The sequence below is a fragment of the Streptomyces sp. NPDC093097 genome (assembly GCF_044754325.1).
Classification (GTDB): domain Bacteria; phylum Actinomycetota; class Actinomycetes; order Streptomycetales; family Streptomycetaceae; genus Streptomyces.
Window position 1 is genome coordinate 204,378 of record NZ_JBIVOW010000013.1, and the last position, 25,730, is coordinate 230,107.

22 protein-coding genes are annotated in these 25,730 nt (G+C 71.7%); 8 read left to right on the forward strand and 14 right to left on the reverse strand.

Annotation, left to right across the window (positions count from 1 at the left end):
• The first annotated feature begins 136 nt into the window (after positions 1–136).
• A complete protein-coding gene (locus ACIQE0_RS23075; RefSeq protein WP_402335223.1) occupies positions 137–1,846 on the forward strand; it encodes a GAF domain-containing protein in 1,710 nt (569 codons plus the stop codon).
• 121 nt (positions 1,847–1,967) lie between these two features.
• On the opposite strand, the gene ACIQE0_RS23080 is transcribed toward ACIQE0_RS23075, so the two are convergent.
• Positions 1,968–3,104 carry a cytochrome P450 gene (locus ACIQE0_RS23080; protein WP_402335225.1) on the reverse strand — a complete coding sequence of 379 codons (1,137 nt, stop codon included), beginning with the start codon at positions 3,102–3,104 and terminating at the stop codon, positions 1,968–1,970.
• Positions 3,105–3,631: 527 nt separating this feature from the next.
• Between ACIQE0_RS23080 and ACIQE0_RS23085 the strand changes: the two genes are divergently transcribed.
• Entirely contained in the window at positions 3,632–4,174 is a 543-nt protein-coding gene (locus ACIQE0_RS23085; RefSeq protein WP_402335228.1) for a GNAT family N-acetyltransferase, read from the forward strand.
• A 172-nt stretch (positions 4,175–4,346) separates the two neighbouring features.
• On the opposite strand, the gene ACIQE0_RS23090 is transcribed toward ACIQE0_RS23085, so the two are convergent.
• Positions 4,347–5,318, reverse strand: a complete 972-nt coding sequence (locus ACIQE0_RS23090) for an SDR family NAD(P)-dependent oxidoreductase (protein ID WP_402335231.1) — start codon at positions 5,316–5,318, stop codon at positions 4,347–4,349.
• A 55-nt stretch (positions 5,319–5,373) separates the two neighbouring features.
• Between ACIQE0_RS23090 and ACIQE0_RS23095 the strand changes: the two genes are divergently transcribed.
• Positions 5,374–5,796: a MerR family transcriptional regulator gene (locus ACIQE0_RS23095; RefSeq protein WP_402335234.1), complete on the forward strand. Its 423-nt coding sequence runs from the start codon at positions 5,374–5,376 to the stop codon at positions 5,794–5,796.
• A 95-nt stretch (positions 5,797–5,891) separates the two neighbouring features.
• On the opposite strand, the gene ACIQE0_RS23100 is transcribed toward ACIQE0_RS23095, so the two are convergent.
• Positions 5,892–6,602 (reverse strand): response regulator, encoded by a 711-nt coding sequence (locus tag ACIQE0_RS23100; protein ID WP_402335237.1) that lies wholly within the window; start codon positions 6,600–6,602, stop codon positions 5,892–5,894.
• Positions 6,603–6,877: 275 nt separating this feature from the next.
• Between ACIQE0_RS23100 and ACIQE0_RS23105 the strand changes: the two genes are divergently transcribed.
• Positions 6,878–7,327: a pyridoxamine 5'-phosphate oxidase family protein gene (locus tag ACIQE0_RS23105; protein WP_366329383.1), complete on the forward strand. Its 450-nt coding sequence runs from the start codon at positions 6,878–6,880 to the stop codon at positions 7,325–7,327.
• A gap of 49 nt (positions 7,328–7,376) precedes the next feature.
• Here ACIQE0_RS23105 and ACIQE0_RS23110 read toward each other — a convergent pair whose 3' ends face one another.
• The 3 genes from ACIQE0_RS23110 to ACIQE0_RS23120 form a co-directional block, all read right to left on the reverse strand.
• The gene (locus ACIQE0_RS23110; RefSeq protein WP_402335241.1) at positions 7,377–7,982 is read right to left on the reverse strand and encodes a CBS domain-containing protein; all 606 of its coding nucleotides are present in this window, start codon (positions 7,980–7,982) and stop codon (positions 7,377–7,379) included.
• 52 nt (positions 7,983–8,034) lie between these two features.
• Complete coding sequence (locus ACIQE0_RS23115) at positions 8,035–10,734, reverse strand: GNAT family N-acetyltransferase (RefSeq protein ID WP_402335244.1); 2,700 nt, start codon at positions 10,732–10,734, stop codon at positions 8,035–8,037.
• Between the two features lie 108 nt (positions 10,735–10,842).
• On the reverse strand, positions 10,843–11,517 hold the full coding sequence (locus ACIQE0_RS23120) for a CBS domain-containing protein (protein ID WP_402335247.1): 675 nt from the start codon (positions 11,515–11,517) through the stop codon (positions 10,843–10,845).
• Between the two features lie 232 nt (positions 11,518–11,749).
• Between ACIQE0_RS23120 and ACIQE0_RS23125 the strand changes: the two genes are divergently transcribed.
• Positions 11,750–12,661: a universal stress protein gene (locus tag ACIQE0_RS23125; protein WP_402335250.1), complete on the forward strand. Its 912-nt coding sequence runs from the start codon at positions 11,750–11,752 to the stop codon at positions 12,659–12,661.
• A gap of 102 nt (positions 12,662–12,763) precedes the next feature.
• Here the strand turns inward: ACIQE0_RS23125 and ACIQE0_RS23130 are convergent, their stop codons facing one another.
• The 3 genes from ACIQE0_RS23130 to ACIQE0_RS23140 all read right to left on the reverse strand — a co-directional run bounded on the left by ACIQE0_RS23130 (position 12,764) and on the right by ACIQE0_RS23140 (position 15,043).
• The gene (locus ACIQE0_RS23130) at positions 12,764–13,447 is read right to left on the reverse strand and encodes a CBS domain-containing protein (RefSeq protein WP_402335253.1); all 684 of its coding nucleotides are present in this window, start codon (positions 13,445–13,447) and stop codon (positions 12,764–12,766) included.
• Positions 13,448–13,705: 258 nt separating this feature from the next.
• Positions 13,706–14,563 (reverse strand): maleylpyruvate isomerase family mycothiol-dependent enzyme, encoded by an 858-nt coding sequence (locus ACIQE0_RS23135; protein ID WP_402335256.1) that lies wholly within the window; start codon positions 14,561–14,563, stop codon positions 13,706–13,708.
• Between the two features lie 75 nt (positions 14,564–14,638).
• Positions 14,639–15,043, reverse strand: a complete 405-nt coding sequence (locus tag ACIQE0_RS23140; RefSeq protein ID WP_402335258.1) for an ArsR/SmtB family transcription factor — start codon at positions 15,041–15,043, stop codon at positions 14,639–14,641.
• A gap of 108 nt (positions 15,044–15,151) precedes the next feature.
• On the opposite strand from ACIQE0_RS23140, the gene ACIQE0_RS23145 reads away from it, so the two are divergent.
• Positions 15,152–17,134, forward strand: a complete 1,983-nt coding sequence (locus ACIQE0_RS23145) for a heavy metal translocating P-type ATPase (RefSeq protein ID WP_402335261.1) — start codon at positions 15,152–15,154, stop codon at positions 17,132–17,134.
• A gap of 81 nt (positions 17,135–17,215) precedes the next feature.
• On the opposite strand, the gene ACIQE0_RS23150 is transcribed toward ACIQE0_RS23145, so the two are convergent.
• The 3 genes from ACIQE0_RS23150 to ACIQE0_RS23160 form a co-directional block, all read right to left on the reverse strand.
• Positions 17,216–17,578 carry a cytochrome C oxidase subunit I gene (locus ACIQE0_RS23150; protein ID WP_402335264.1) on the reverse strand — a complete coding sequence of 121 codons (363 nt, stop codon included), beginning with the start codon at positions 17,576–17,578 and terminating at the stop codon, positions 17,216–17,218.
• Between the two features lie 24 nt (positions 17,579–17,602).
• A complete protein-coding gene (gene ctaD, locus ACIQE0_RS23155; RefSeq protein ID WP_366329362.1) occupies positions 17,603–19,315 on the reverse strand; it encodes a cytochrome c oxidase subunit I in 1,713 nt (570 codons plus the stop codon).
• A gap of 471 nt (positions 19,316–19,786) precedes the next feature.
• On the reverse strand, positions 19,787–20,683 hold the full coding sequence (locus ACIQE0_RS23160) for a universal stress protein (RefSeq protein ID WP_402335267.1): 897 nt from the start codon (positions 20,681–20,683) through the stop codon (positions 19,787–19,789).
• Between the two features lie 597 nt (positions 20,684–21,280).
• On the opposite strand from ACIQE0_RS23160, the gene ACIQE0_RS23165 reads away from it, so the two are divergent.
• A complete protein-coding gene (locus tag ACIQE0_RS23165; protein ID WP_402335270.1) occupies positions 21,281–22,159 on the forward strand; it encodes a universal stress protein in 879 nt (292 codons plus the stop codon).
• A 16-nt stretch (positions 22,160–22,175) separates the two neighbouring features.
• Positions 22,176–22,598, forward strand: coding sequence for an archease (locus ACIQE0_RS23170; protein ID WP_402335273.1), 423 nt, complete (start codon positions 22,176–22,178; stop codon positions 22,596–22,598).
• A 78-nt stretch (positions 22,599–22,676) separates the two neighbouring features.
• Here ACIQE0_RS23170 and ACIQE0_RS23175 read toward each other — a convergent pair whose 3' ends face one another.
• Positions 22,677–24,134, reverse strand: coding sequence for an RtcB family protein (locus ACIQE0_RS23175; protein WP_402335276.1), 1,458 nt, complete (start codon positions 24,132–24,134; stop codon positions 22,677–22,679).
• Positions 24,135–24,376: 242 nt separating this feature from the next.
• Complete coding sequence (locus ACIQE0_RS23180) at positions 24,377–25,690, reverse strand: bifunctional folylpolyglutamate synthase/dihydrofolate synthase (protein WP_402335279.1); 1,314 nt, start codon at positions 25,688–25,690, stop codon at positions 24,377–24,379.
• Positions 25,691–25,730: the final 40 nt, after the last annotated feature.

A 25,730-nucleotide genomic window follows, 5' to 3' on the forward strand; every position in this document is an offset into this window, starting at 1 on the left:
CAATACGTGCGGGACGCCTGCGTCTGTCCCGGCTCGGGACCGTACCGATCGCTGCCCGTCGGGTGCCTGTCTGCGCCTCGCACTACCGTGGGTGGTGTGGCCGGGGCACGGATACCGGCCGCAGCGGAGGATCGCCGTGGGCGAGGAGTACGGCCTGTCGGACGGTGCGCGTCCGCTCCTGCACGCGCTGCCGACCGAGCTCCTGGAGCGGCTGCGTGCGGTCGAGACGCCCGTGGGGCGCTCGCCGCACCTCCTGCTCCAGGCCGTGCTGTCCGTGAGCGGCGGGCTGGACCTGCAAGAGGTCCTGCGCCATATCGTCGAGGCCGCCGTCGTGCTGACCGATGCGCGGTACGGCGCGCTCGGTGTGGTCGGGGCAAAGGGGCGGCTCGGCCAGTTCCTGTCGGTCGGGCTCACCGAGGACCAGTTCGCGGCGATCGGCCGGCTGCCGGCGGGCCACGGCATCCTGGGTGAGCTGATTCGGCACCCCGCTCCGTTGCGGCTGAGCGAGCTGGGCGCGCACCCCGCGTCCCATGGTTTTCCGCCGAACCATCCGGTGATGCATTCGTTCCTGGGGGTGCCCATCCGGATTCGGAGCGAGGTCTTCGGCAATCTGTACCTGGCCGAGAAGCGCGGTGACGAGCCGTTCAGCGACGAGGACGAGACCCTGCTGGTCACGCTGGCGGTGGCGGCGGGGGTGGCCATCGACCACGCCCGGCTCTACGAGGAGGCCCGCAACCGGCAGGAGTGGCTGGAGGCCAACGGCGAGATCGTGGCCGGGTTGTTGCCGGGTGCGGCGGAGTCCGATGTGCTCGCGATGATCGTCGACCGTGCGGCCCGTATTCTCTCCGCCGACGTCGGGGTGCTGGCCCTGCCGGTCGCCGGCGACCGGCTGCGGGTGGAGCTGGCGTCCGGCATCGACGCCGAGGCGCACCGCGGTCTGGTCGTCCCCCGCCACGGCTCGTTCGCGGGCGCCGCGCTGGCCGCCAACCGCCCGCTGATCAGCGAGGACATCGAGCACGACCCGAGGATCGCCACCGGTCCGCCCCGCTGGTGCCAGATGGGGCCGGCGGTCGCGGTGCCGATGACCACCGGCGGGAAGGTCCGCGGGGTGCTGCTCCTGGCGCGGCTGCGTGGGCGCAGTCCGTTCACCGAGCCGGAGACCGCGCCGTTGTTGACGTTCGCGGGCCAGGCAGCGCTCGCCATGGAGCTGTCCGAGCAGCGCGCCGCGGCCGAGCAGATGGCGCTGCTCAAGGACCGCGACCGGATCGCCCGCGACCTGCACGATCTGGCCATTCAGCGGCTCTTCGCGGTCGGTATGACGTTGCAGAGCGCGGTGCGCTTCGTGGATCACCCCGAGGCGTACGAGCGGCTGCTGCGCGCGGTGGACGACCTGGACGAGACCATCAAGATCATCCGTTCCACCATCTTCGGGCTGCGCAACCGCGGCGTGCGCACCGGCAGACAGGGTCTGCGGGCCCGGACGGTCGCCACGTTGGAAGTGGCGTCCCGGGCGCTGGGGTTCATGCCGTCCCTGCACATGGAGGGGCTGTTGGACACGGACGTGCCTGAGGAGCTCGCCGAGCACGTCACGGCGGCCCTCGGCGAGGCTCTCTGCAATGTCGCCCGGCACGCCCACGCGAGCGCGGCGGACGTCTCCCTGGTAGCCCGCGCCCGTCGGCTCACCCTGGCCGTCGAGGACAACGGGGTGGGGATTGCCGAGGGCAGCCGGCGCAGTGGTCTGCTCAACCTGGCCAGACGGGCCGAGGGCGCCGGCGGCGGGATGACCCTCTGCGCTCCGGCACACGGCGGCACCCGGCTGATCTGGACCGTCCCGCTTCCCGCATAGCTGCGGACGTCTCCCGACGAACGCCCGCCATCCGCACGCGGAGAGCATCCCGGGCTCCGACGACGGACCCGGTTCTCCGGCACGCGGTTCGTGTTCCCCTCGCCGGTCCTCGTCGGACGGGTCACGGGGCGGTGCCGACCTCCACGATGCAGTGGCGCAGTTCGTAGCTTGCGATGCCGTCGACGAATCCGATCGTGGGTGGGGTCGCCATGCGCAGTCCCGGGAGGGCGAACAGTCCGCTGAGGAAGACGTCCGTCTCCAGGAGCGCGATGTGCATCCCGGGGCACTTGTGCGGGCCGTCGCCGAAGGACAGACCGGGGGATGCGGCGCCCTCGCTCGTGGCGCGCCCGGGACGGAGGCGTTGCGGCTGCGGACCCACGGCGCGCTCGTCGAGGTTGGTGTGGTCGAGGAGAACGTCGATGTGTGCTCCGGCCGGGATCGTCAGGGTCTTCTCGCCGTTGCCGGGCAGGTCGAGGGGCTCGGTGGTGCGGCGGCGAAGGCGGCCGATGACGGGTTCGAGGCGAAGGATCTCGTTGAGGACCGCGAGCCTGCCGGCCTCGTCCGCCGCCTGATAGTGCGCCAACAGCGTGGCATCGGAGAACAGGTGCCAGGCGGCCGCGGTGACGAACTCGCGGGTGGTGACCATGCCCGCCGCGGCGAAGGTGAGGCATTCGCCGAGGATCTCGACGGACGAGCAGCCCTCGTCGAGCAGATGGGAGATGAGGTCGTCGCGGCGGCCGCGGCGGCGGGCTCGTACGGCGGGCCGTACATCGCCCAGGTAGACACGCAGCCAGTTGGTGTTCTGGCGCATCATCCAGTAGATGCCGTGCAGGCTGGTGAGTCCGGGCGTACCGAACTTCTCGGGGAAGAAGCGTTCCAGTCGCTGCTTGATGCCGGGCCGGCTCTCGGTCAGGCCGATGACCGCGCAGGCCACTTCGATCGCCAGGTTGAAGGTCAGGTCGGACAGCGGGGCTCGGCCCGCGGACTTGAGGTGGTCCAGTTGGGCCCGGGTGACGCGGTCCATGACGTCGCGGTAGTGCTGGTCGACGCGGCGCGGCGTGAAGAAGCGGGCGGTCTGCCGACGGTGTTCACGGTGTTCCGGTCCGTCTCGGTAGATCACCGGTCGCCGGACGCGTGCGGGGAGCTTCTCGACGGATTCGATGCCGAGGCCGGCCTGCACGGTGGCGGTGCTGCGCAGCACGGTGCGGGCCTCGTCGTACCCGCGCACCTGCCAGTCGCCGTCGTCCGTGCGTGACACGGGGCAGCCCGTCGCTGCCGTCTCCCGTTCGATCCTGCGGCACCCGTATTCCCCGCCCTCGTCGTCCACGAGCGGCACCTCCGTTTCCCGAAGACCATGTCGGGTGCGCCGCTGCCCTACGCGGCTCCACCCGTGCTCCACGTCTGCGTGCCTGTCCCGCACTTCGGCGTCGCCTCGATGCGAGGGCTGCCGGGGCCGCGCGATGGGCTCCGTGAGTCCTTCCCCTCGCGAGCCTCCGTATGCTCACCGGATCGACGCCTGGTGCGTTCCGGGGCGAACCCCCAATGTTCGCCGTGTTGTTGGTCTGCCGATGGCGCCGGGCCGCCAGAACGATCACACGGCTCCCGCCGTGCGGAAGGCGAACCTGAAGTCACCTGATGGGTAGAGAAGTTCGGGCCGCCCGACCTCCAACTCCCGTTCAACAAGGGACCGAACGCCGTGCCCCTGACCGGGAATCCAGCCCCAGGCCGCACGCGGCGATCGCATATGGCTTGCTGCCGGACAGTCCGGTCGGCTAGGAAGCTCGCATGCTTAGAGGCAGCAAGGTCGGGCTGAGGGCCCGGCACGAGGACGACATCCCGGTCCTGCGGGCCGAGCTCTACGACGACGTGGTCAACGCCTCGCGGGCCGAAGGCGGGCCGTGGCGGCCGATCATGCCCGGCCCGAAGGATCCGCGGTTCGCGGTGGACAACAAGGAGCAGGCGTTCGCCCCGTTCTCCGTGGTGGAGTTGGAGGGCGGCACGCTGATCGGCACCGCGGCGCTGTGGGGCATCGACAACCACCACCGGTCCGCGCACATCGGGGTGGGGCTGCGGCCGTCCGCCCGCGGCAAGGGCTACAGCACCGACGTGGTCGCGGTGCTGTGCCACTACGGTTTCGTCGTACGCGGCCTGCAGCGGCTGCAGATAGAGACGCTGTCGGACAACGCCGCGATGCTGCGCTCCGCCGAGCGTAACGGCTTTGTCCGCGAGGGCGTGCTGCGCTCCTCTGCCTGGGTGCTGGGCGAGTTCCTGGACCAGGTGCTGCTCGGGCTCCTGGTCCAGGAGTGGAAGCCGGACTCCAAGGGCTAGGCTGCCGCCCGACCGTCAACGGCTCTGCTGCGTAGTCGACTTGGGCGGCCGAGAGGCAGGGGGTCTACGGCGACCACCCCCACTCCCCCATCGACGCCAGCCGTCGGCTGGGCGCCGGTCGCGCCATGTGCCGCGGCGGCGCACGGCGCGGCACACGGCGCGGAGCGAGGGTTCATCGGGGGATCGGGGTGGCGCCGGTCGCCGCGAGGGACAGGTCCCAGAGCCGTGCGGCGGCGTCGGGGGCGATGGCGTACGCGCGGACGCCGCCGTCGTCCATGGACTGCCCGGGGGCGGAGACGCGTGCGACGTCGCAGTCCTCCAGGTAGAGCCCGCCGCGGCCGTCGAGGAGGGGCGAGGTGGCTGCCCACAGGCCGGTGGCGGCGCCCTGGGAGGGGGTCTTGAAGTAGGCGCCGATCACGTTGCCGTGCTCGTCCACCCATCCGCGGTCGATCTGCTCCTGGAGGCTCATCTCCCGTTGGAGACCGGTGATGATCTTGCCGGGGTGGAGGGCGAACGCCCGGACGCCGTCGTCGCGTCCGAGGGTGTCGAGGTGCACGACGAACAGGGTGTTGGCGGTCTTGGCCTGGCCGTAGGCCAGCCACTTGTCGTAGCCGGTGCGGAAATGCGGGTCGTGCCAGCGGATGTCGGTCAGGGCGTGTCCGGCGGAGCTGTTGACGACGACGCGCGCGCCGTCCGCGGCGGCCAGGAGCGGGTAGAGCTCGCAGGCGAGTGCGAAGTGCCCGAAGTGGTTGGCGGCGAGCTGGCCTTCCCAGCCGGGCCCGACGCGCCGCTCGGGGGTGGCCATGACGCCCGCGACGGCCATCAGGAGGTCGAGGCGGTCGATCCGGTCGCCGATCTGCGCGGCGGCGGTGCGCACGCTGTCGAGGTCGGCCAGGTCCATGGCGAGGACCTCGCAGCCCGCCACGTTCTGGAGGGCGGCGCGGGCGGTGTCGGGTCGGCGGGCCGGAACGATGACGTGGGCCCCGGCGGCGGTCAGGCCGCGGGTGGTCTCCAGGCCGAGCCCGGAGTAGCCCCCGGTCACCACGGCGGTCGTGCCGGAGAGGTCCAGTCCGGCCATGACGTCCTCGACGGTGGTGGATGCGGAGAAGGGCGAGCCGAGCGGCTGCTGATCAGTGGTGGTCATGCCGCTGACGCTACGATCTAGAGCGAGGTCTAGATCAAGTTCTAGGCTGAGCGGCATGACGACCAGTGAGACGCCTGTGGAGCCGCTGAGCATCGGTCAGGTGGCCGAGCGGACGGGGCTGAGCGTGCACGCCCTGCGCTTCTACGAGCGGGAGGGGCTGCTGGTCGGGCCGGTCCACCGCACGTCGGGTGGCCGGCGGCGGTACTCCTCCTTCGACGTGGACTGGCTGCTGATCTGCGTCAAGCTCCGGGAATCCGGTATGCCGTTGGCCGATCTCAAGCGGTTCGCCGAACTGGTGCGGCAGGGGCCCGGCAACGAGGCGGAACGCCTGGGTCTGCTCGATGCCCATCGGCTGCGCGTCGACGCGCAGATCCAGGCGCTGGAGGAGTGCCGTTCGGTCATCGCCTGGAAGGTCGGCGTCTACGCCGAACACCTCGCCCGCGGCGAGGCCGGCGGGCTCTGGGACCCGACGGCCTGAGGCAGGCATGGGCGGCCGCGGCGTGCGGGGCGTGCCGATGCCGGCGTGAGGGGCGATGGATGCGCGGGCTTCCGGAGGCTGCTTCGTGGGACGCGTCAATGTCGTTCCGGGTCGCCGTATCTGGGGCCGGTCGCCGGGCCGTGTTGGGTGGCGAGCACCGCTGCCTGGATGCGGCGTTCGACGCCGAGTTTGGCCAGCAGGCGGGAGATGTGGTTCTTGACGGTCTTCTCGGACAGGTAGAGCCGGGCACCGATCTGACGGTTCGTCAATCCTTCGCCGACCAGGTCGAGCACCTCCCGCTCCCGTGCCGACAGCGCGGACAGGGCGTCCTCCTCGGGCCGGGCGTTCTCCTCCTCGCCCCGTAGGCGGCGCATCAGCCGGGCCGTGGTCGCCGGGTCGAGCATCGAGCGGCCCGTCGCGACGGTGCGTACCGCGGCGACCAGGTCCGCGCCCTTGATCTCCTTGAGGACGTATCCGGAGGCGCCGGACATGATCGCGTCGAGCAGGGCGTCATCGTCGTCGAACGAGGTGAGGATCAGGCAGGCCACCCCCGGCATCCGCGAGCGCAGCTCACGGCAGACCGAGACGCCGTCGCCGTCCGGGAGGCGGACGTCGAGGACCGCCACGTCGGGCCGCAGGGCCGGCCCCCGGGCCAGCGCGTGGTCGGCCGTCCCGGCATCGCCCACCACCTCGATGTCGGGCTCGGCGTCGAGCAGGTCCTGCACGCCGCGCCGGACGACCTCGTGGTCGTCGACGAGGAACACCCGGATCGGCCGCCGCGGGGAGAACGCGCCCGCCTCGGTCATGAGGCCCTCCGTCCGTGAAACCGGACCCCCGCTCCATCGTGGCGCCGCCTGTGGCGGTTACGCCAGGGCCTATCGGTCCTGGCCGGGCCGTCCGCAGGCGCGCCCGCCCGCGTTCCGGGGCCGATGACCCGCAGTGACGGGGAGGTGCACCGGTTGCTGCCGGGCACGGTCGGCACGTGGCCCGCCGAAAGGCCGCCGAACGTGCCCGAACCGCCCATGCGCACCAGGGCGACCGGCCCTACGAACAGCCGGTCCGCTGCGCTCAGGATGGGGGCATGGTGTCCCAAGACCGCTTCCGGCAGCTCGACCGGCAGGAGTGCCTGCGTCTCCTGGCCCTGGTGCCCATTGGGCGCATCGTGTATACGCACGAGGCGCTGCCGGCCGTTCTGCCGGTGAACTTCTCGCTGGACGCGGATCATGCCGTGGTGCTGCGTACCGCGGCCACTTCCCGGCTGGCGCTCGCCGTAGACGGGGCGGTCGTGGCCTTCGAGGCGGACTGTTTCGACGAGGCCGCGCAGTCGGGGTGGAGCGTGACCGTGACCGGCCGGGCCGCGCTGGTCGCCGATCCCAGGGACCGGGAGCAACTGCAGGCGGTCGGCCTCCGCTCGTGGAAGGAGGTGCCGGAGGAGGCGTTCATCCGGATCGCCCCCGATCTGGTGACCGGGCGGATGCTCCAGGCACGGCTGCGTGGGCGGGGTACCGCGCCGCTGGCCGACATTCCCTGAGGTGAGGTGAGGCGGCCCGCTCTCCCGTGCCCCCCTGGCCGCCGGGCTCCTACCAGGGCCCCACGCGCCGGTGGGAGAGTCGGTCGACCACCGCGGTGACGCCGTCGATCCTCCGTGCCATGCGTACCAGCGCGGCTGCCTGGCCGCTGCTCTCCAGGAGGCCTTCGACGGTGACCACGCCGTCGCGGACGGAGACGTCGACGCGCTGCGGATTGAGCCACAGGGTCCGGAGCACGATCTCGTCGATCACCTCGTTCCGGATCTCCTCGTCGGAGCGGGCGAAGAGCTTGAGCACGTCGCGCCGGGTGAGCATGCCGACGAGGCGGGCCTCCTCGTCCACGACGGGGAGCCGTTCGACGCCGTGGGCGGACATGATCCGGGCCGCTCGGACGACCGAGTCGTCGGCGCGGACGGTATGGGCGGGGGCGGACATCAGGGTCTGCGCGGGGCGGTCCTGGTAGCCGTCGTCCGTGCGGCGCGCACGTGCCAGGTCCGAGGCCGAGACCACTCCGAGCACCCGGTCGTCGGCGTCGACCACCGGCACGCCGTTGATGTCGAACTCCCGCATCCAGCGTGCCAGTTCACCGGTCGGCGTGTCACTGTGAGCACTGACCACGTCGCCGGTCATGACGCCCCCGACTCGTCGCTGCTTCACCTCGGGACCTTTCGCCGCTCGTCGCCGCTCCTGCCACCGGGCCGCGCCTGTCTCAGGGCAGCCGGCGCAGATAGGGGTCGGTCACCCGCCGTGGCAGCAACCGGATCCGGGCGTCGACGACGGTGCTGCCGTCCGGGCGGGCGATGACCGGGTTGCACTCCGCCTCGACGAGCTCCGGGAGCTCGTCGGCCATCCGGGACAGGCGGGCCAACAGCTCCTCCAGGGAGGCGCGGTCGGCCGGCGCGGCGCCCCGGTAGCCGAAGAGCAGCGGTGCGCAGCGGGGCGTGGTGAGCAGTTCGTGGATGTCGGTGCCGGTCAGCGGGGCGAGGCGGGCCGCGTGGTCGGCCAGCAGTTCGCTGGTGGTGCCGCCGGCTCCGAAGACGACCAGGGCGCCGAAGACCTCGTCCTGCACCACGCCGGCGAGCAGTTCCGTGCCGCGCCGCGCCATCGGCTGGACCAGCGCGCCGGTCATCGCCGGACCGAGGCGGGTGGCCAGGTCGCGGTAGGCGGCCCGGACGGCGTGCTCGCCGCGGAGGTCGAGGAGGACACCGCCGCGTTCGGTCTTGTGGACCAGGTCGGGTCCTTGTGCCTTGAGGGCGACCGCCCCGGAACGGTTCGCCAGGCGTGCGGCGGCCTCGACGGCCTCCTGTTCGGTGGTGACGTGGGCCTGCGGCAGCTGGGGGATGCCGTAGCAGCCCAGGAGCCGGGCGGTCTGCCGGGCGTCCAGCCAGCCGCCGGCCGGTTGCCCGGTGAGGAACTCGGCGACCAGTGCGCGGGCTTGGACGGAGTCGGCGCCGACCGGCACCACGGGTTGCCCGGGTGGTCGGGCCAGCCACCGGGCGCGCTCCACGGCGTGGCGCAGGGCGCGGGCGGCCGACTGTGCCTCGCCGTACGCGGGGACGGTCCGGCCGTCGTTCGTGTGCAGCAGGCGGATGCGTTCTGGCTGGTCGGGCAGGATCGCGAGGACGGGGCAGTGGGCGCGGGCGGGGTGCGTCGAGGGGGTGAGCGCGGTGACCAGGTCGGTGCCCACCGCGGTGGTCAGGGCGGTCGGTACGAGGGCGACCAGGATGGCGTCCACCGCTCCGGACTCCGCGAGCCGGTCCACGCAGGCGGCCAGGGTGAGCGCGTCCACCGCCGGTGTGGTGTCGATCGGGTTCTCGGCTCCGGCGCCCACCGGGAGCATGGCGAGCAGTTCTTTCGTGAGTGCCGGGGGAAGTTCCGGGACGGTCAACTCCGCGTCCGCGCAGGCGTCGGCGGCCAGTACGCCGACCCCGCCGGCGTTGGAGAGCACGGCGACCCGAGCGCCGCCCGGCAGCGGCTGGGCGTGCAACAGCGCCGCGGTGTCGAGGAGTTCGCCGAGGGTGTCGGTGGCGGTGATGCCGGCCTGTCGGAACAGGGCCCGCCGGGTCATGGTCGGTGGGGCCGCGGCCGCGGTGTGTGCGGCGGCGGCCCGGCGCCCGGCCGTCGACCGCCCCGCGTCGACGGTGAGCACCGGCATCCGCCGGGCCACGCGCCGCGCCGTGCGGGAGAAGGCGCGGGGGTTGCCGAACGACTCCAGGTGCATCAGGGCCAGTTCGGTCCGGTCGTCGCACTCCCACCACTGGAGGAGGTCGTTGCCGCTCACGTCCCGTTTCTCGCCGAGCGAGGCGAAGCTGGAGACGCCGATGCCCAGGCGGGAGAGCCCGTCCAGGAGCGCGATGCCGACGCCGCCGGACTGGACGGCGACGCCGGCGGTGCCGGGCAGTGGCCGGCCCACGGCGAAGGTCGCGTCGAGGTTGACGTCCGGTGCGGTGTTGACGATGCCCAAGCAGTTCGGCCCGACCATCCGCATGCCCCACCGGCGGCAGGCCGCCGTCAACTCCGCGGTGCGATCGGCGTCGAGGCCCGCGGTCACCACCACCAGCGCCCTCACCCCGGCCCGGCCGCACTGCTCGGCGACCCGGGGGACGGCCTCGGCGGGCACCGCCAGGACGGCGAGGTCCGGCGGGTGCGGCAGATCGCCGACGGACGGGAAGGCCGGGATGTGCAGGACGGCGTGGGCGTGCGGGTTGACCGCGTGGAGGAGTCCACGAAAGTGGCCCTCACGCAGGTTGTGCAGGATGGCCCGTCCCACGGACCCGGGCCTGGTTCCGGCTCCGATGACGGCGACCGAGCGGGGGCGCAGCAGCGGCCGCAGGCTCGCGGTGCCGGCGGTGCGGCTCCTGAGGTCCACGGCACAGCGGTAGGTCTCGTCCGGTTCGAGGCGGATGACGCCGTGCACCGTGGAGCCGTCGTAGCGGCGGGTGACGTGCAGGCCGAGGTGGGCCAGGACGCGGTGGATGGGGTGATTGTCGGCGAGCACGTCGGCGGTGAAGGCGGTGACGCCGTTCTCGCGGGCGGTGTGTACGAGGTGTTCCAGCAGCAGGGTGCCGACACCGCGGTGATGGAAGTCGTCGGCCACGGCCAGGGAGATCTCCGCGCTGGCCGGGCCGTCGGTCTCGTACTCGGCGACGCCGATCAGCCGGTCGCCGTGCAGGGCGACCAGGGTGCGGTGTCCGGGGCCGCCCGGTGTGCAGAGCCGTTCGGCGGCCCGTTCGCCGGAGCGCCGGCTCACCACGAAGAACCGGTTGCGCAGGCTGTCGGCGGACATCTCGCCGTAGAGCCGCCGTACTTGGTCGTGGTCCGCCGGGTCCGCCGGACGCAGCTGGACCGTACTTCCGTCGGCGAGCAGCGCACACACCGTGCGGACCGCGGACGCCGTTTCCGTCTTCACGCCTCGTCCTTCCCCAGACATCGCCGGACGTCGGCCGCGGGCCGGTCCCGCGGGTCCAGCCGTACGCGTTCCGCGCCCGGGTCTCCCCTCACCCGGCCGCCGTGCGGTTCATCCAGGCACCGTGTGCACCTCCGTCGCCGGCGCGGGGTGGACGTCGAACGTCACGTCCACCACGCCCTCCACCGCCCGCACCAGACGGGCCACGACGGGCAGCAGCGCGCGGCCGCGGACGGGGCCGCGCAGGGTCACCACGCCCTCCTCGGCGCTCACTTCGATCTGCCGCGCGGTGCCCGTGAAGAGCTGGCCGACGATCTCCGTCCGCACCTCCTCCGCCAAGTCCTCGTCGGAGCGCAGGAAGACCTTCAGCAGGTCGGCGCGGCTGACGATGCCCTGCAACATGCCGCGCCCGTCGACCACGGGCAGCCGCTTGACCGACCTGTGCGCCATCGTCCGCGCTGCCTGGGCGAGGGGGGCGTCGGCGTGCACCGTCAGCGCCGGGGCGCTCATCAGCTCCCCGGCCGTCAGGCCGCCGGCCTTGCCCAGGTCGCCCAGCCGCTGCCGCTGCTCCAGCCGGTCCGGGGCGGCGTTCCGGAACTCCTCCTTGGGCAGCAGATCGGCCTCGGAGACCACGCCGACCACCCGCCCCTCCCCCGCGAGCACCGGAAGGGCACTGACCTTCCACTGCTGCATGGTTTCGACGATCTCCTTGAAACGAGCCCCCTGACCGACGGCGACCACCGTCTGGGTCATCACGTCGCTGACCGTGTGCGGGCTGTGCGTCATGACGCCGTCTCCTCCCTACGACCGCCGTCGCCCCAGGGCTGCGACACCTTCAGCGTGCGGGCGCCCGCCCGGCCCCGGGCAGGGGCCGACCGGCCCTACGTCCGGCCGACCGGGGTCCCCGCGCGGCGCCACCTGGTGGGCCGACCGGACTGCTCACGGGACCAGGGGCCCTTTCCCACCCCGCGCGTACCGCGCAGTGTGGGAGACAGGAACCCGTCCCTGGGAGGCAGCGATGACACGCCCCGTGGCCGTCGGTGTGGACGGCTCGCCCGCAGCTCTGGCCGCCGCGGACTGGGGCGCCCGCGAGGCCCTGCTCCGGGGGCTTCCCCTGTGGCTGGTCCACGCCTGGGAGTGGCAGCCCTCCTCCCCCGCCGGGCCCGTCGAGGCGGACGCCGCCCGCCGTTGGTCGGAGGGGGTGCCTCTGGAGGTGACCGACCGGCTGCGGCGCCGCTACCCGGACCTCGACATCTCCGCGGACCATGTGGTCGGCCTGCCGCGGGACGTGCTGTGCCAGGCGGCCGAGGACGCCGAGGTACTGGTTCTCGGCACGGTCGCGGCGGGCCGGATCGCCGGGTTCCTGCTCGGCTCGGTGGCGATGTCCGTCGTCGCCCACGCCGAAGCCCCCGTCGTCGTCGTTCGGGGCCCCGCCTCGGCCGGGCCGCCGGCTCCCGCCTCGGAATCAGATCCCGCCCTTCCCGTCCCGACCGTCCACGCCACCGCACCGGTGGTCCTCGGACTGGACCTCGGCCGCCCCTGCGAAGAGGTGATCCGCTTCGCCTTCGAGTCCGCGGCGATCCGCACCGCGCCCCTGACGGTCGTGCACGGCTGGAACCCACCGCCGTACTACGTCTACGGACTCGGTGCGGCCCTGACGTTCGGCACGGACCTGTCCGCCAAGGAACGGAAGTCGGTGTACCGGGTGCTGCAACCGTGGCAGGAGCGGTTCCCGAGCGTGGAGGTGTCGGTGCAGGCCGTCATCGGCGAGCCCGTGCACCATCTGCTCGACGCCGCGGCCGATGCCGCTCTCGTCGTCATCGGCCGGCACCGCCGCCCGGCACGTGCCGCGCTGCCGCACCTCGGGCACATCGCCCACGCCGTCCTCCACCACTGCCCGTCCCCCGTCGCCGTCGTTCCGCACGGCTGAGCGCGGTGCGCGGGCCGGCCGCGCCCGCGGACGGCACGGCCTTGGCACTCTCGTCCGGACGCACGGGAACAGGCGCCCCGGAGCCCAGCGCCACGAAGCCGCTCACAGGGGCGAACTCTCCGCCGACGGACCGACGCGAACCGGCGCCACGCCCGTCACGTCGTACTCCACATCCACCACGCCCTCGATGCCGCGTACCAACCGCGCCACCACGGGCACCAACGACCGGTCGCGCAGGTGCCCGCTCAGCGTCACCACCCCGTCGGTGACCGCGACGTGCAACTCCTTGGTCGGGGCCGCGAAGTACGTCGCCAGTACTCCCCGTGCCTCCTGTGCGAGGTCGTTGTCGGGCCGCAGGAACACCTTCAGCAGGTCGGCCCGGCTGACGATCCCCACCAGCAGTCCGTCCTCGTCCACGACCGGCAACCGTTTGACCGATGCCCGGGCCATCGCCCGGGCGGCCTGGGCCAGGGTGACGTCGCTGCGCACCGTCACGGCGGGGCTGGTCATCAACTCCCCCGCCGTCACCGCCTCCGCCCGCCGTACGTCGTCGACCCGGCGCAGTCGCTCAAGCCGCTCCGGGTCCGCCTCCCGGAATCCTTCCTTGGGCAGCAGGTCGGCCTCGGAGACCACGCCGATCACCCGCCGCTCGGCCGAGACCACCGGCAGGGCGGTCACGTGCCATTGCCGCAGCGTTTCGACGATCTTCTTGAAGCCGGCCGCCCGGTCGACGGCCGCCACGGGCTGGGTCATGACGTCACGGACGCGGTGCGGGGTGTTCGGCATGGTGGCGCCTCCTCGGAAAACGGCTGCGCGCCGGACGGTCGTCGCACGGCCGAGCGGCGCGCCTCCGGCATCACTCCCAGCCTGCGACGCGGCTGGTCGGTCCCACAGGGCCGTCCGGCCCACTCCGGCACCGAACCGGCACCAACCGCCCAGGCATCCCTTGCCGCGGGCTGCCCGCACCGATCCGCTGGACCGGCCCTGCGCCGGGGTCGCCGTGCGTTGCGTTGCGCTTTCCGTAGGCGCTTTCCCTCAGCGCCCTCAGTAGACGATGGACACGATCTGGCAGACCGCTTCGGCGAGTTGACGGTCGCCTTCGATGCGGGCGCGGGCCAGCGCGGTGGCGGGCTCGATCCCTCGGGTGCACAGTCGCCATGCGGTCTCCGAGTCCAGGCAGACGTGGGCGGCGGGCGACCCGGCATCGGGCTCGGCCAGGGACCAGCGGCCCTCGGTGGCGGTCACGGTCCAGGCACCGCCGGCCGGCCCCGTGATACGTACCTGGACCTGCGTCCCGACGGGGGCACGGGTATCGCGCAGGGTGTGAGGCAGGGCCCGCATGAAGGTGTCCAGTACTACGGACAGAACGCGTGGATCGGGATCGGTTGCCTGGCCGATGGCATGGCGGATCTGTTGGCGGTGCGTCCAGAACTCCGTGAGTTCCCGGGCGCTGTCGAGCCACATCGGAGCGGGGTCGGCGCCGGCCCAGGACACCCCCAGCGACGGCCCGTTGAGGTCTGCGGTCTCGAAGAAGCGGGCGACGTGGGCGCCGATCAGGTCCAGGGTGTCGGTGAGTGCGGCAGGGCTGACTCGGCGGTGGGCTTCGACCCACTCCTGGTTGATGCGGTGGATGAACGCCTCCAGCGTCTCGCCGGGGGCGAAGGCGGGCCCGGCCCGGTGACCGTCGCGATCGCGGCCGAGGCGCCCGTGGCAGTCACCGAGTAGGTGCGCGGCCAGATCGCGCACGTCCCAGCCGGGCACGGCTTCCTTGCGCCAGTCGGCAGGCGCAAGTCCCCGCAACGTGGCCATCAGCGCCGTATGTTCCGAGGCGAAGAGCGGGCGGACGTCGATCGGTCTGCCGAGCCAGGACTGGTCGGGGTCCTCATGGGGTGGGGAGTCCATGCCCTCAGCCTGGCAACCGCGGGCCCGCCGCACCAACGAATATCGGGCTTGAAGAGGGTCGGCTCTGAGGAGTTGTCAGGTGCTCGGTGCGGTCGCCGCTTCGGGCTCCGGTTCACCGGCGGCGGTGTCGGCGTCGCTCAGGCCGAGGCGCAGGTGCTCGACGTGGTAGAGGGCCTGGTCCAGCAGCTCGCAGACGTGGTTGTCGTAGAGGGAGTAGACCACCGAGCGGCCCTTGCGGGTGCCGACGACGAGGTCGAGGTTGCGCAGCAGGCGGAGTTGGTGGGAGCAGGCGGACTGCTCCATGCCGACCTCGGCGGCCAGTTCGGTCGCGGGCAGCGGTCCTTCTCGCAGGCGGGCGAGGATCAGGAGTCGCGAGGGGGTGGCCAGCGCCTGGAGTGTGGCGGCGACCTTCGCAGCGTTGTCCGCGGTCAGGCGAGCGCGGGGTACGTGGTTGGCGGGGGATGCGGCTCCATGACCCATGCAGTCATCGTACGCGCCGCATGAATGCATGAAACCATGTTCATATATTCCTGTACGGTGTCAGGGTCCGACACCGCCCGCCCCCGTCTGCGTAAGGACCTCGCCCCGATGACTTCCACCCTCACGCGCTCGGCCCCCACCGGCGACGCGACCACGCACGGCTCGGCACCGCCCAAACGCCGCACCCGGATCTTCGCGCTGCCCGAGGCCCGCTGGGCAGCGGCCTCGCTGGTGCTCTTCCTGGTCGGCCTGCCGCTGTATCTGCTGGGGGCACCGGCGTGGTCCTGGGGGCCGCTGTTCGCCCTGACCTACGCGGCCGGCGGCTGGGAGCCCGGCTGGGCGGGCCTCCAGGCACTCAAGGACAAGACCTTGGACGTGGACCTGCTCATGGTCGTCGCGGCGCTGGGCGCGGCGGCGATCGGGCAGGTACTGGACGGTGCGCTGCTCATCGTCATCTTCGCCACCTCCGGCGCCCTGGAGGCGATCGCCACCGCGCGGACCGCGGACTCGGTCCGCGGCCTGCTCGATCTGGCCCCCGCGACCGCGACCCGCCTGGGCGAGGACGGGGCCGAGGAGACGGTCCCCACCGGGCAACTGCGCGTGGGCGACACCCTCTTGGTACGGCCCGGTGAGCGGGTCGGCGCCGACGGACGGGTGCTGGACGGGGCGAGCGAGGTGGACCAGGCCACCATCACCGGTGAGCCGCTCCCGGTGGCGAAGGAGGCCGGGGACGAGGTGTTCGCCGGCACGCTGAACGGCACCGGTGCGCTGCGGGTGCGGGTCGAGCGTGATCCGTCGGACTCGGTGATCGCCCGGATCGTGGCGATGGTCGAGGAGGCCTCCGAGACCAAGGCGCCGACGCAGTTGTTCATCGAGAAGGTCGAGCAGCGCTACAGCGTCGGCATGGTCATCGCCACGATCGCACTGTTCACCCTGCCCCTTCTCTTCGGTGCCGCGCTGCAGCCCACGTTGCTGCGGGCGATGACCTTCATGATCGTCGCGTCACCGTGTGCGGTGGTGCTGGCCACCATGCCGCCGCTGCTGTCGGCCATCGCCAACGCCGGACGCCACGGCGTCCTGGTCAAGTCCGCCGTCGTGATGGAACAGCTGGGCCAGATCGACGCCGTCGCGCTGGACAAGACCGGCACCCTCACCGAGGGCACCCCGCGTGTCACCGACGTCCGCCCGCTGGCCGGCTCCGGCCTGTCCGAGGAGGAGTTGCTGCGGCTTGCGGCGGCGGCCGAGCATCCCAGCGAACACCCGCTGGCCCGCGCCGTGGTGGACGCCGCGCGCACCCGCACCCTCGCCATCCCGTCGGCGGACGGCTTCAGCTCGGCGCCCGGCGCCGGCGTGACCGCCACCGTCGAGGGCAGGAAGATCGCGGTCGGCAGCCCCGCCCGCCTGCTGAACGGCCGTGCCGACCACCCGGCCGCCGCGGCGGCTTCCCAACTGGAGGACGAAGGCCGTACCGCCGTCCTCGTCGAGGTCGAGGACGCACCGGTCGGGGTGCTCGGCATCGCCGACCGGCTGCGTGAGGAGGCCGCGTCCACCGTCACCGCGCTGACCGCCCTCACCGGTCGCGCGCCGGTGCTGGTCACCGGCGACAACCCGCGCGCGGCCGCCCGCCTGGCACACGAGGTCGGCATCACCGATGTCCGCGCGGGGCTGCTGCCGCAGGACAAGGTCGCGGCGGTAAGGGAGTTGGAGCAGGCCGGCCGCAAGGTGCTGGTGGTCGGCGACGGCGTCAACGACGCCCCCGCCCTGGCCGCCGCCCACACCGGCATCGCCATGGGCCGCGCCGGCTCCGACCTCGCCCTGGAGACCGCCGACGCCGTCGTGGTCCGCGACGAACTCGCCACCATCCCCACCGTCGTCCAACTCTCCCGCCGAGCCCGCCGACTGGTCGTGCAGAACCTGGTCATCGCCGCGACCTTCATCACCGGCCTGGTCGTCTGGGACCTGGTCGGCACCCTCCCGCTCCCGCTCGGCGTCGCCGGCCACGAAGGCTCCACCGTCATCGTCGGCCTCAACGGCCTGCGCCTCCTGGCAGAAACCGCCTGGCGCCGTGCCCGCGGCGAGAACCACGAGTAGGCCGTCACGGCCGCAACAGCCCCGCAGGTACACGGCACTCGGCGCTGCACTGCGCGACCGCCTGCCACCCCGCGGTCGGGATCAAGCGGGAATGAGCAGGCGGTCGGCCAGAACCACGGCCGACACCACGGCGGTTGACAGCGCCAGCGCGCTGCCGAGGACGCGGCGTTTGAGGTGGTGGTAGCGGTCCTCGTAGTCGCGGCGCATCTGGAGGGAACGGGTGGCCAGGCGGGTGACGGTCGAGCGGGCATGGTCGAGTTGCTGCCGGGTGAGGAGATCGGTCAGTTCTTCCCGTTGTGCGGTGGTGAGCCAGTCCACCGGTTCGAGAAGCGCCTCCGAATCGCTGCGTGCGCGGTCGATCTCGGCCTGCCACAGCAGGTAGCCCTCCATCGTCGCGATGCCTGCACGGATGGCACGGGCGTCCGGTACCTGGCTGTCAGTCATAGCGCCCTTCCGGCCAGTCCGCTCTCACTGGTGTCCCGGCCGCGATTCGCCGGGGCCGGCGGCGTCTTCCGCCCGGCCATGTCTGTTCGGCGCCTCCAGAACGGAGACGTCGGGGTGGTGGAGGTCGAAGGCCGGTGATTCGGAGCGGATGCGCGGGAGCGCTACGAAGTTGTGGCGCGGGGGCGGGCAGGAGGTGGCCCACTCCAGGGAGCGGCCGAAGCCCCACGGGTCGTCTTCGAGGACGGGCGGGGCGTACTTCGAGGTGCGCCAGACGTTGTAGAGGAACGGCAGCATCGACAGGCCCAGCAGGAACGACGCGATGGTGGAGACGGTGTTGAGTGCGGTGAAGCCGTCGGCGGCGAGGTAGTCCGCGTAGCGGCGCGGCATGCCTTCGACGCCGAGCCAGTGCTGGACGAGGAAGGTGCCGTGGAAGCCGAGGAACAGGGTCCAGAAATGGATCTTTCCGAGGCGTTCGTCCAGCATCCTGCCGGTGAACTTGGGCCACCAGAAGTAGAAGCCGGCGAACATCGCGAAGACGACGGTGCCGAAGACGGTGTAGTGGAAGTGGGCGACGACGAAGTACGAGTCCGAGACGTGGAAGTCCATCGGCGGGGAGGCCAGCAGGACTCCGGTGAGCCCTCCGAACAGGAAGGTGACCACGAAGCCGACGGCCCACAGCATGGGCGTCTCGAAGGAGAGCGAGCCGCGCCACATCGTGCCGATCCAGTTGAAGAACTTCACCCCCGTCGGCACCGCGATCAGGAACGACATGAAGGAGAAGAACGGCAGCAGCACCGCGCCGGTGACGAACATGTGGTGCGCCCAGACCGTCACCGACAGGCCGGCGATGGAGATGGTGGCGGCGATCAGCCCGACGTAGCCGAAGACCGGCTTGCGGCTGAAGACGGGGAGGACTTCGGTGACGATGCCGAAGAACGGCAAGGCGATGATGTAGACCTCGGGATGGCCGAAGAACCAGAACAGGTGCTGCCACAGCACCGCGCCGCCGTTGGCCGAGTCGAAGATGTGCGCACCGAATTTTCGGTCCGCCTCCAGCGCGAGGAGCGCCGCTGCCAGGACAGGGAAGGCCAGCAGGACCAGGATGCCGGTCAGCAGCACGTTCCAGGTGAAGATCGGCATCCGGAACATCGTCATGCCTGGGGCCCGCATGCAGACGATGGTCGTGATGAAGTTGACCGATCCGAGGATCGTTCCGAAGCCGGAGAACGCCAGGCCCATCACCCACAGGTCGCCTCCGACGCCTGGGGTGTGGAAGTGGTCGGACAGCGGTGCGTAGGCGGTCCATCCGAAGTCGGCACCCCCGTTGGGGGTCAGCAGGGAGCTCAGCACAATGAGGGAGCCGAAGAGGTAGAGCCAGTAGGCGAACATGTTCAGCCGCGGGAAGGCCACGTCCGGGGCGCCGATCTGCAGCGGCATGATCCAGTTCGCGAAGCCGGCGAACAACGGTGTCGCGAAGATCAGCAGCATGACCGTGCCGTGCAGGGTGAACGCCTGGTTGAACTGCTCCTTGGAGAGGATCTGCAGTCCCGGTCGCGCCAGTTCCGCCCGGAGCAACAGCGCCATGACCCCGCCGAGCAGGAAGGACGCGAAGGAGGTCGCCAGGTAGAGCGTGCCGATCGTCTTGTGGTCCGTGGTGGTCAGCCATTGGACCACCACGCCTCCGGGATTGCGCCGACGAGCGGGCGCTTCCACCTCTGTCTGCTGCACCGTCGTCACGGTCCGGACTCCTTCGCGTACGTTACGTCATACCCGAGGCGAAAGGTACGGACGAATACGCGACCGGCAAGGAGGCGCACCGGCTTGCGCCATCGGTCACACCAAATGTCTGCCGAAGGGACGTCAAACGATCCGGGCGGCCAGGTAGAGATCAGCTTCTGGCGCACGTCCTTGCCGTAGCTGGTCTCCGCCATATCGCACCCCAGGTGGTGTCGCAAACGTCGGTCTTCCGGGCGAGGCGGTGCGGTCACCGGGATGGGCCGGCGTCCGGCCGTAGGTGCCTGGTGGTCGGTGCCGGTCCTGAACGGGGTGTCGAACCAACCAAGTTGGTGCTTCCTCATATCGCCTCAGGTTCCATGCCGGCCACGGTGCTGCCGTTCCGCGACGCGACACCGGAGGCGGGTTCGACTCGGAACGGAGACGTCACGGCACCTCGTGGCGGACGTGGCTGTGGAGGCGTGTCCGGCGCTGTCAGAAACCGTCCTTCGGGGGCTCCGGTACGGCGATGACGGGGCACTTTGCGTGGGGAAGCACGCCCTGGCTGACGGAGCCCAGGAGCATGCCGGTGAAGCCGCCGAGCCCGCGGGTTCCCACCACCAGGCACCGGGCCTGGGCCGATGCCCTGGTGAGCGCTTCCACCGGGTGACCGACGAGGACCTCCTGGTGCAGTGCCACATCTGGGTAGCTCGCCGTACGGCCGGCCACGGTCTCGGACAGGAGTCTGTACCCCTCCTGGTCGGCGGCGTCGTCGTTCCGTTCCCCGAACCGCGGCGGACGCCGTACGTACAGGGCCTGCAGGATGGCGCCGTGCAGGGCGGCCTGTTGGAAGGCGACGTCGACGGCGGCCTCGGAGTGCGCGCTGCCGTCGACCCCGACGACGACGAACGGCGGGTCCTGGGTGGCGTATTCCGGTTCGGGGACCACGACCACGGGGCAGCGGGCGTGTGCCATGACGGGCAGGGCGACGGACGCCGGGCTGTACTCAACCTCGCCCACGCCCAGGTGGCGGGAGCCCAGCACCACCGCTGCGGCATCACGGGCCTGCTCCCGAAGCACCCACTCCGGTGTGCCCTCGGCCAGCAGAGCGGAGAGCTCCACCTGCGGCTGCCGGTCCTCGACGAACCCCACCGCATGCTCCAGGACGCGTTCGCCGGCCTCGTGCAGTGCCTGGTTCCACTCCTCCCAGGAAGGCCGCACAGGCGTGTTGCGGTAACCGCTGGTGGGCACTCCCTCGGCATGGACCAGGCGCAGCGGCACCTGGCGGCCTGCCGCCTCGTCCGCGGCCCAGGCCAGGGCCATCGACCGCTTGTCGGGGTCAGGGGCAACGCCCACCACGATCGCTCGACGCGGGTCCTCTGAGGTCGCCATCGCCATCTCCTCGGCGTGCTCGTCGGTGTCGAAGGGTCCGGGCCGAAAGGTCGGTCGATGCGGCGGCGGGGTGGGGCAGCCGCGGCGCTCCGGGCGGGGCGTTCGGGCCGCCCGTCCCTTCAGTAGACCTCGGGCGGCCGCTCCGCGCCCGCTCCCCGCCGGCTCGCGGGTGCTCTCGCGGGAGGTGCGAGGGCCGGCGGTCCTCGGGGCGGGGCGGATCGGTGCCGCGTCGCGGAGCGGCTCGCGGCATTACCGTGGGTGCTGTGGTCCGGCCGCGGATGCCGGCCGCGGCGGGGCACTGTCGTCGGTGGGCATCCGGCCTGCCGAACGGCGCGTGCACGTTGCAGCGCACCTGCCGCCCGGCCCCGCGCGTCCGCGCGGCCTCATGCCAGGCGCGACGGTCCGCGATGCCGCAGGGCACAGTGTCCCCGGGTCTGTGGGCTGCTGGGCCACATGCCAGGCGGGTCCTCCAGCCGCCGCCCGGTGCCACCCGGCCCTACCGGTGGCGGAGGACCCCGCACCAGGCTTGAGGACACGGAGACGGGGTCCAGGCCGGGCATGTCGCGCGGCCGGACCGCCTCCGGAAGGAGAGGCATCATGAGCGGCAGTGATCCGCGGAGTCCGGTGGTGGCAGGCGTCTCGCGTTCCGCCACGTCCCTCATGGCGACGGAGTGGGCCGCGGCAGCGGCGGCGCGACGCGGCCGGGAGCTGTGTCTTGTGCACGTCCAGGAGTGGCCTGCCGGGACCGCACGCGGGGGAGAGCGTGGCACGCCCTCCGAGACCTGGGCCTCGAGTTTCCGGTCCGCGGGTCAGGCCTTGTTGCAGAAGCACAGGGCGGCCGCGGTCGAGCGGGTGCCCGGCCTGCATGTCACGACCCGCCTGGAGGACGGCAGTCCCACCGCCATCCTGCGGGAGGCCGCGGAGGACGCCGCACTGGTGGTGGTCGGTTCGCACCAGGTGAGCGGCCCGCTGGACGCGGTCACCTTCAGCACGATGGGCCGGGCCCTGGTCGGCCAGCCGCCCTGTCCGGTCGTGTTGGTGCCGGCGGATGCCGCCCGGTTCGACCCGCTCGGGCCCGTCATGGTGGGGGTGGACGGCTCGGCGGCCTCGTCCCCCGCCGTGGCCTTCGCGTTCGAGGAGGCAGCCCTGAGCGAGGCGGACCTGGTTGCGGTGCAGGTACGGCGCCCGCGGCACGGGGACTGGCCGGCCGACATCCAGGAATCCCTCATCGACGTCTCGGAAGCGCTCGCCGGATGGGGTGAGAAGTACCCCCAGGTGTCGGCGCGCCAGGAGGTCGTGATCGGGCACCCGGCCTCGCAACTGGCCCTGTCGGCCGCCGCGGCCCGCTGTCTGGTGGTCGGTTCGCGGGGGCTGGGCGGCTTCCGCGGATTGCTGCTCGGCTCCACCAGTCGCGCCCTCACCCACTTCGCCCCAGGACCACTGGTGGTCGTGTCCCAAGAGGCAGGCACCGATTGACCGACGGGTTGCAGCGGTGCGAGCGCGGCCCGGCGGGTACCGCAGCGTTCCGCACACCGCGGATCTGCGGGTCGAGGCCTGGGGCCCGTCTCGTGAGGAGTGCCTGGCGCAGGCGGTACGCGGTGTCTGCGAGTCCTTCCTGGATCTCGCGGACGCGGTGGAGGTGCGCCTGCGGGAGGTCGTGGTGCGGGCGGACCATGACGAGGACCTGCTGGTGGCCCTGTTGGACGAGGTCGTCTACTGGCTCGACGCCCACGACGAGGTTCCGGTCAAGGCGGAACTGGCCGCCGTCCCCGGTGGTCTGCGGGCCCGGCTGCGCATGGCGGACATCGGGTCGCTTCCGGTGACGGGGGCCGCGCCGAAAGCGGTCACCTTGCACGGGCTGGTGTGCGGCCCCGGACCGGATGGTTGGCGGTGCTCGGTCACGCTCGACGTGTGAGCGCGCGTGCCTTGACGCGTTCCAAGAGGGGCGCCTGCTCAACCGGGACACCCGTGCCTGCGCCGACCACCCCCGAGGTCAACCCTTGACGACGCCGAGCGGGATCAGCCGGGCGACCCGCCGGGCCAGGCCGGCCCCTTCGGTGGCGGCGGCGACCGCGTCGATGTCCTTGTAGGCGTCGGGGGCCTCCTCCGCGAGGCCGCGCCAGGTGGCGGGCCTGACGGCGATTCCGCGCGCCGCGAGTGCGTTCCCCAGGTCCTCGCCGCGAACTTCGCGCAGCGCCCGGTGGCGGCTCCACACCCGGCCCGCGCCGTGGCAGGCGGAGAAGAACGCGTCGTTGCCGGGCGTGCCGACCATGACGTAGGAGGCGGTGCCCATGGTGCCGGGAACGAGGACGGGCTGGCCGGCCTGGGAGAGGTCCCCTGACAGGCCGGGGTGGCCAGGGGGAAGGGCGAGGGTGGCGCCCTTGCGGTGGACGCAGAGCAGGCGCCGCACGCCGTCCACCTCATGGTGCTCGATCTTGGCCATGTTGTGGGAGACGTCGTACACCAGGTCCACGTCCACGCCGATCGCAGTGGCGAATGCATGACGTGTGGCCTGGGTGAGCAGTTGCCGGTTGGCGCGGCCGTAGTTGGCGGCTGCGGCCATCGCCCCGAGGTAGTCGCGGCCTGCGGGAGAGACCACGGGCGCACAGGCCAGTTGCCGGTCCGGGATGTCGATGCCGTAGGTCCGCAGTGAGTGGTCCATGACCCGCACATGATCGGTGCACACCTGGTGCCCGAGGCCACGTGAACCGCAGTGGATCATGACGCAGACCTGGCCGCCGCGCAGGCCGAAGGCGGCCGCGGTCCTGGTGTCGTACACCTCGTCCACTGCCTGGACTTCCAGGAAATGGTTGCCCGAGCCCAGGCTGCCCACCTGGTGGAGCCCGCGTTCCACGGCACGCTGACCGACCTGCTCCGGGTCGGCTTCTGCCAGTGCCCCGCGGTCCTCGCAGCGGTCCAGATCGCGGGGAACACCATGGCCGCTTTCGACGGCGTACCGGGCACCGCCGACCAGCAGCTTCTGCATCTGCGCACGTCCGGACAGCTTCCACAGTCCCCCGCGTCCCGCGCCTCGCGGGGTGGTGTCCCCCAGGATGTCCATGAGCCTCTTCAGGTGCGGCGCCAACTCGGCCCGCTCCATGCCGGCGGCCAGCAGTCGGACACCGCAGGAGATGTCGAACCCGACGCCGCCCGGTGAGACGACACCGCCCGCCTCGACGTCTGTGGCGGCGACCCCACCGATGGGAAAGCCGTACCCCCAGTGCACGTCGGGCATGGCGTAGGAGGCGCGGACGATGCCAGGCAGTGTCGCCACGTTCACCACCTGTTCCAGTGCCTGGTCCCCGACCACCTGGGGCAGCAGCTCACGACTGGCGAAGACGACGCCAGGCACGCGCATGGCACCCTGCTGCTCGATACGGAAGCGGAACGGGCTCTCCTCCCTCACCGTGACGTCCGTTTTCATCGTCTTTGCTGAGACTTTTTGGGCCATCACTGAGACTCCTTCGGCCATCCACTCGGCGCGGGCCGACTCCTCCGCACCGATGGCTGAACGCTCTCGCACCCCCGTGCAGGCACACCCCTCGGACGGGCCTGCCAGCGCTCCCCCGCCGTGCACCGGGCTCCCCTTCCAACGTGCCGCAGTCATGGCACATGCGCCAGGGCCCCATGGCACGTTGACGATCCGGCCGGTGAGGGGCCGGCAGCGGTTACACGGCCTTTCCCCGTGCTTGATCAGCCGGGTGGGAGCTGGAAGAGCTCACGGACACGACCGACCAGTAGGGGGGTTCCCAGCACGGTGACGAGGCCGCCGTCCCCGACGAGTTCCGTGGCGTGGTGGACGGCGTCAGTGGTCTCCTCCCGTACGTGCAGTTCTGGGCGTGACGCCAGGGCGGTGCGCATCGCGTCCGGGGCCGCTTCGTTGGGGTGCCCGACCCGGGTCAGTACCACCGGCCAGTCAGCCGGCAGCGGCTCGAGCATGGTCGCCACATTCTTGTACCCGAGGGTGCCGAAGACGATGGCGGTGTGCTCAGCGGCGCGAGACTGCCTCAGGATTTCCGGGGCCACGGTGGCGGCAGCCTGGTGGTTGGCGGCAATGTCGAGCAGGAGGCGGCCGGTCCACGAGCCGAGGTGGGCCGGGGCCAGGAGTTCGAGGCGGCCGGCCCAGCGGGTCGCGGCCAGGCCGCCGCGCAGAGCCTCATCCGGGATATCGCAGACCAGTCCTCGTTCGGCCAGCGCGTCGATGCCGGCTACGGCAAGAGCCAGATTGTGGTGCTGGTGTTCTCCGCGGAGCGGACAGGGCAATTCCCGATGGACGGCATGTGGGGTGGATACTTCCAGCACGGTATGTCCGTCTCGGGCCGTGCGTGGCCGGCAGCGGATTTCCCAGTGGAGGCGCCAGACGGTCAACTCCGTGTGCTGGCAGAGGACTTCGTCGACGGCCTTGGCCGCCTCCGCCGGAAACTCACCGAGCACGACATGATCGCTGTCTCGCACAATGCCCGCCTTGTTCCGTGCGATCTCGCCCAGGGTGCTTCCCAGCAGATGCTGGTGATCCAGTCCCACTCCGGTAATGACTTTTACGCCGGGGTCGAAGTAGTTGACCGCGGTGCGCCGGCCGCCGATGCTCGCCTCCATGACGGCCAAGTCCACTCCCGAGCGGGCAAAATGAACCGCTGCCGCGGCCGCGTGCACCCCTCCTGCATTGACCACAAGGCCGGTACCCCTGAGGGCGTCGTCAACCTTTGCGAAGGCGCGGTGACACGCAAGCGAAGAGACTGGCTGCCCGTTGATGCGGATGCGTTCGGTGACGTGCTGCAGGTGCGGGCTGGGCATGCTTCCGATGCGCATCCCGGCCGCGGCCAACGCGGAGACGGCGAACGCGCAAGTCGACCCCTTCCCGTTGGTGCCGACGACGGTCATGCCCCGGAGGTCGCGTCCCGGGTCACCGAGGGCTTCGAGGAGCTGGGGCATCGCGCTGACACCCGCTCCGTTGAACTGGTAGCGGCCGATGATCTCTTGACACGCCAGATCTTCCCTTGTTGCCAACTGTGCCTCGCAACCAGATTGGTGTGGGTCGGGAAAAATT

Excerpts from the sequence above, each read along its gene's own strand:
- ACIQE0_RS23135 (WP_402335256.1), bottom strand. The coding sequence starts at position 14,563 with ATGGACTCCCCACCCCATGAGGACCCCGACCAGTCCTGGCTCGGCAGA.
- ACIQE0_RS23140 (WP_402335258.1), bottom strand. The coding sequence starts at position 15,043 with ATGGGTCATGGAGCCGCATCCCCCGCCAACCACGTACCCCGCGCTCGC.
- ACIQE0_RS23120 (WP_402335247.1), bottom strand. The coding sequence starts at position 11,517 with ATGACGCACAGCCCGCACACGGTCAGCGACGTGATGACCCAGACGGTG.
- ACIQE0_RS23085 (WP_402335228.1), top strand. The coding sequence starts at position 3,632 with ATGCTTAGAGGCAGCAAGGTCGGGCTGAGGGCCCGGCACGAGGACGAC.
- ACIQE0_RS23130 (WP_402335253.1), bottom strand. The coding sequence starts at position 13,447 with ATGCCGAACACCCCGCACCGCGTCCGTGACGTCATGACCCAGCCCGTG.
- ACIQE0_RS23105 (WP_366329383.1), top strand. The coding sequence starts at position 6,878 with ATGGTGTCCCAAGACCGCTTCCGGCAGCTCGACCGGCAGGAGTGCCTG.
- ACIQE0_RS23100 (WP_402335237.1), bottom strand. The coding sequence starts at position 6,602 with ATGACCGAGGCGGGCGCGTTCTCCCCGCGGCGGCCGATCCGGGTGTTC.
- ACIQE0_RS23175 (WP_402335276.1), bottom strand. The coding sequence starts at position 24,134 with ATGGCCCAAAAAGTCTCAGCAAAGACGATGAAAACGGACGTCACGGTG.
- ACIQE0_RS23145 (WP_402335261.1), top strand. The coding sequence starts at position 15,152 with ATGACTTCCACCCTCACGCGCTCGGCCCCCACCGGCGACGCGACCACG.
- ACIQE0_RS23160 (WP_402335267.1), bottom strand. The coding sequence starts at position 20,683 with ATGGCGACCTCAGAGGACCCGCGTCGAGCGATCGTGGTGGGCGTTGCC.
- ACIQE0_RS23090 (WP_402335231.1), bottom strand. The coding sequence starts at position 5,318 with ATGACCACCACTGATCAGCAGCCGCTCGGCTCGCCCTTCTCCGCATCC.
- ACIQE0_RS23095 (WP_402335234.1), top strand. The coding sequence starts at position 5,374 with ATGACGACCAGTGAGACGCCTGTGGAGCCGCTGAGCATCGGTCAGGTG.
- ACIQE0_RS23150 (WP_402335264.1), bottom strand. The coding sequence starts at position 17,578 with ATGACTGACAGCCAGGTACCGGACGCCCGTGCCATCCGTGCAGGCATC.
- ACIQE0_RS23165 (WP_402335270.1), top strand. The coding sequence starts at position 21,281 with ATGAGCGGCAGTGATCCGCGGAGTCCGGTGGTGGCAGGCGTCTCGCGT.
- ACIQE0_RS23125 (WP_402335250.1), top strand. The coding sequence starts at position 11,750 with ATGACACGCCCCGTGGCCGTCGGTGTGGACGGCTCGCCCGCAGCTCTG.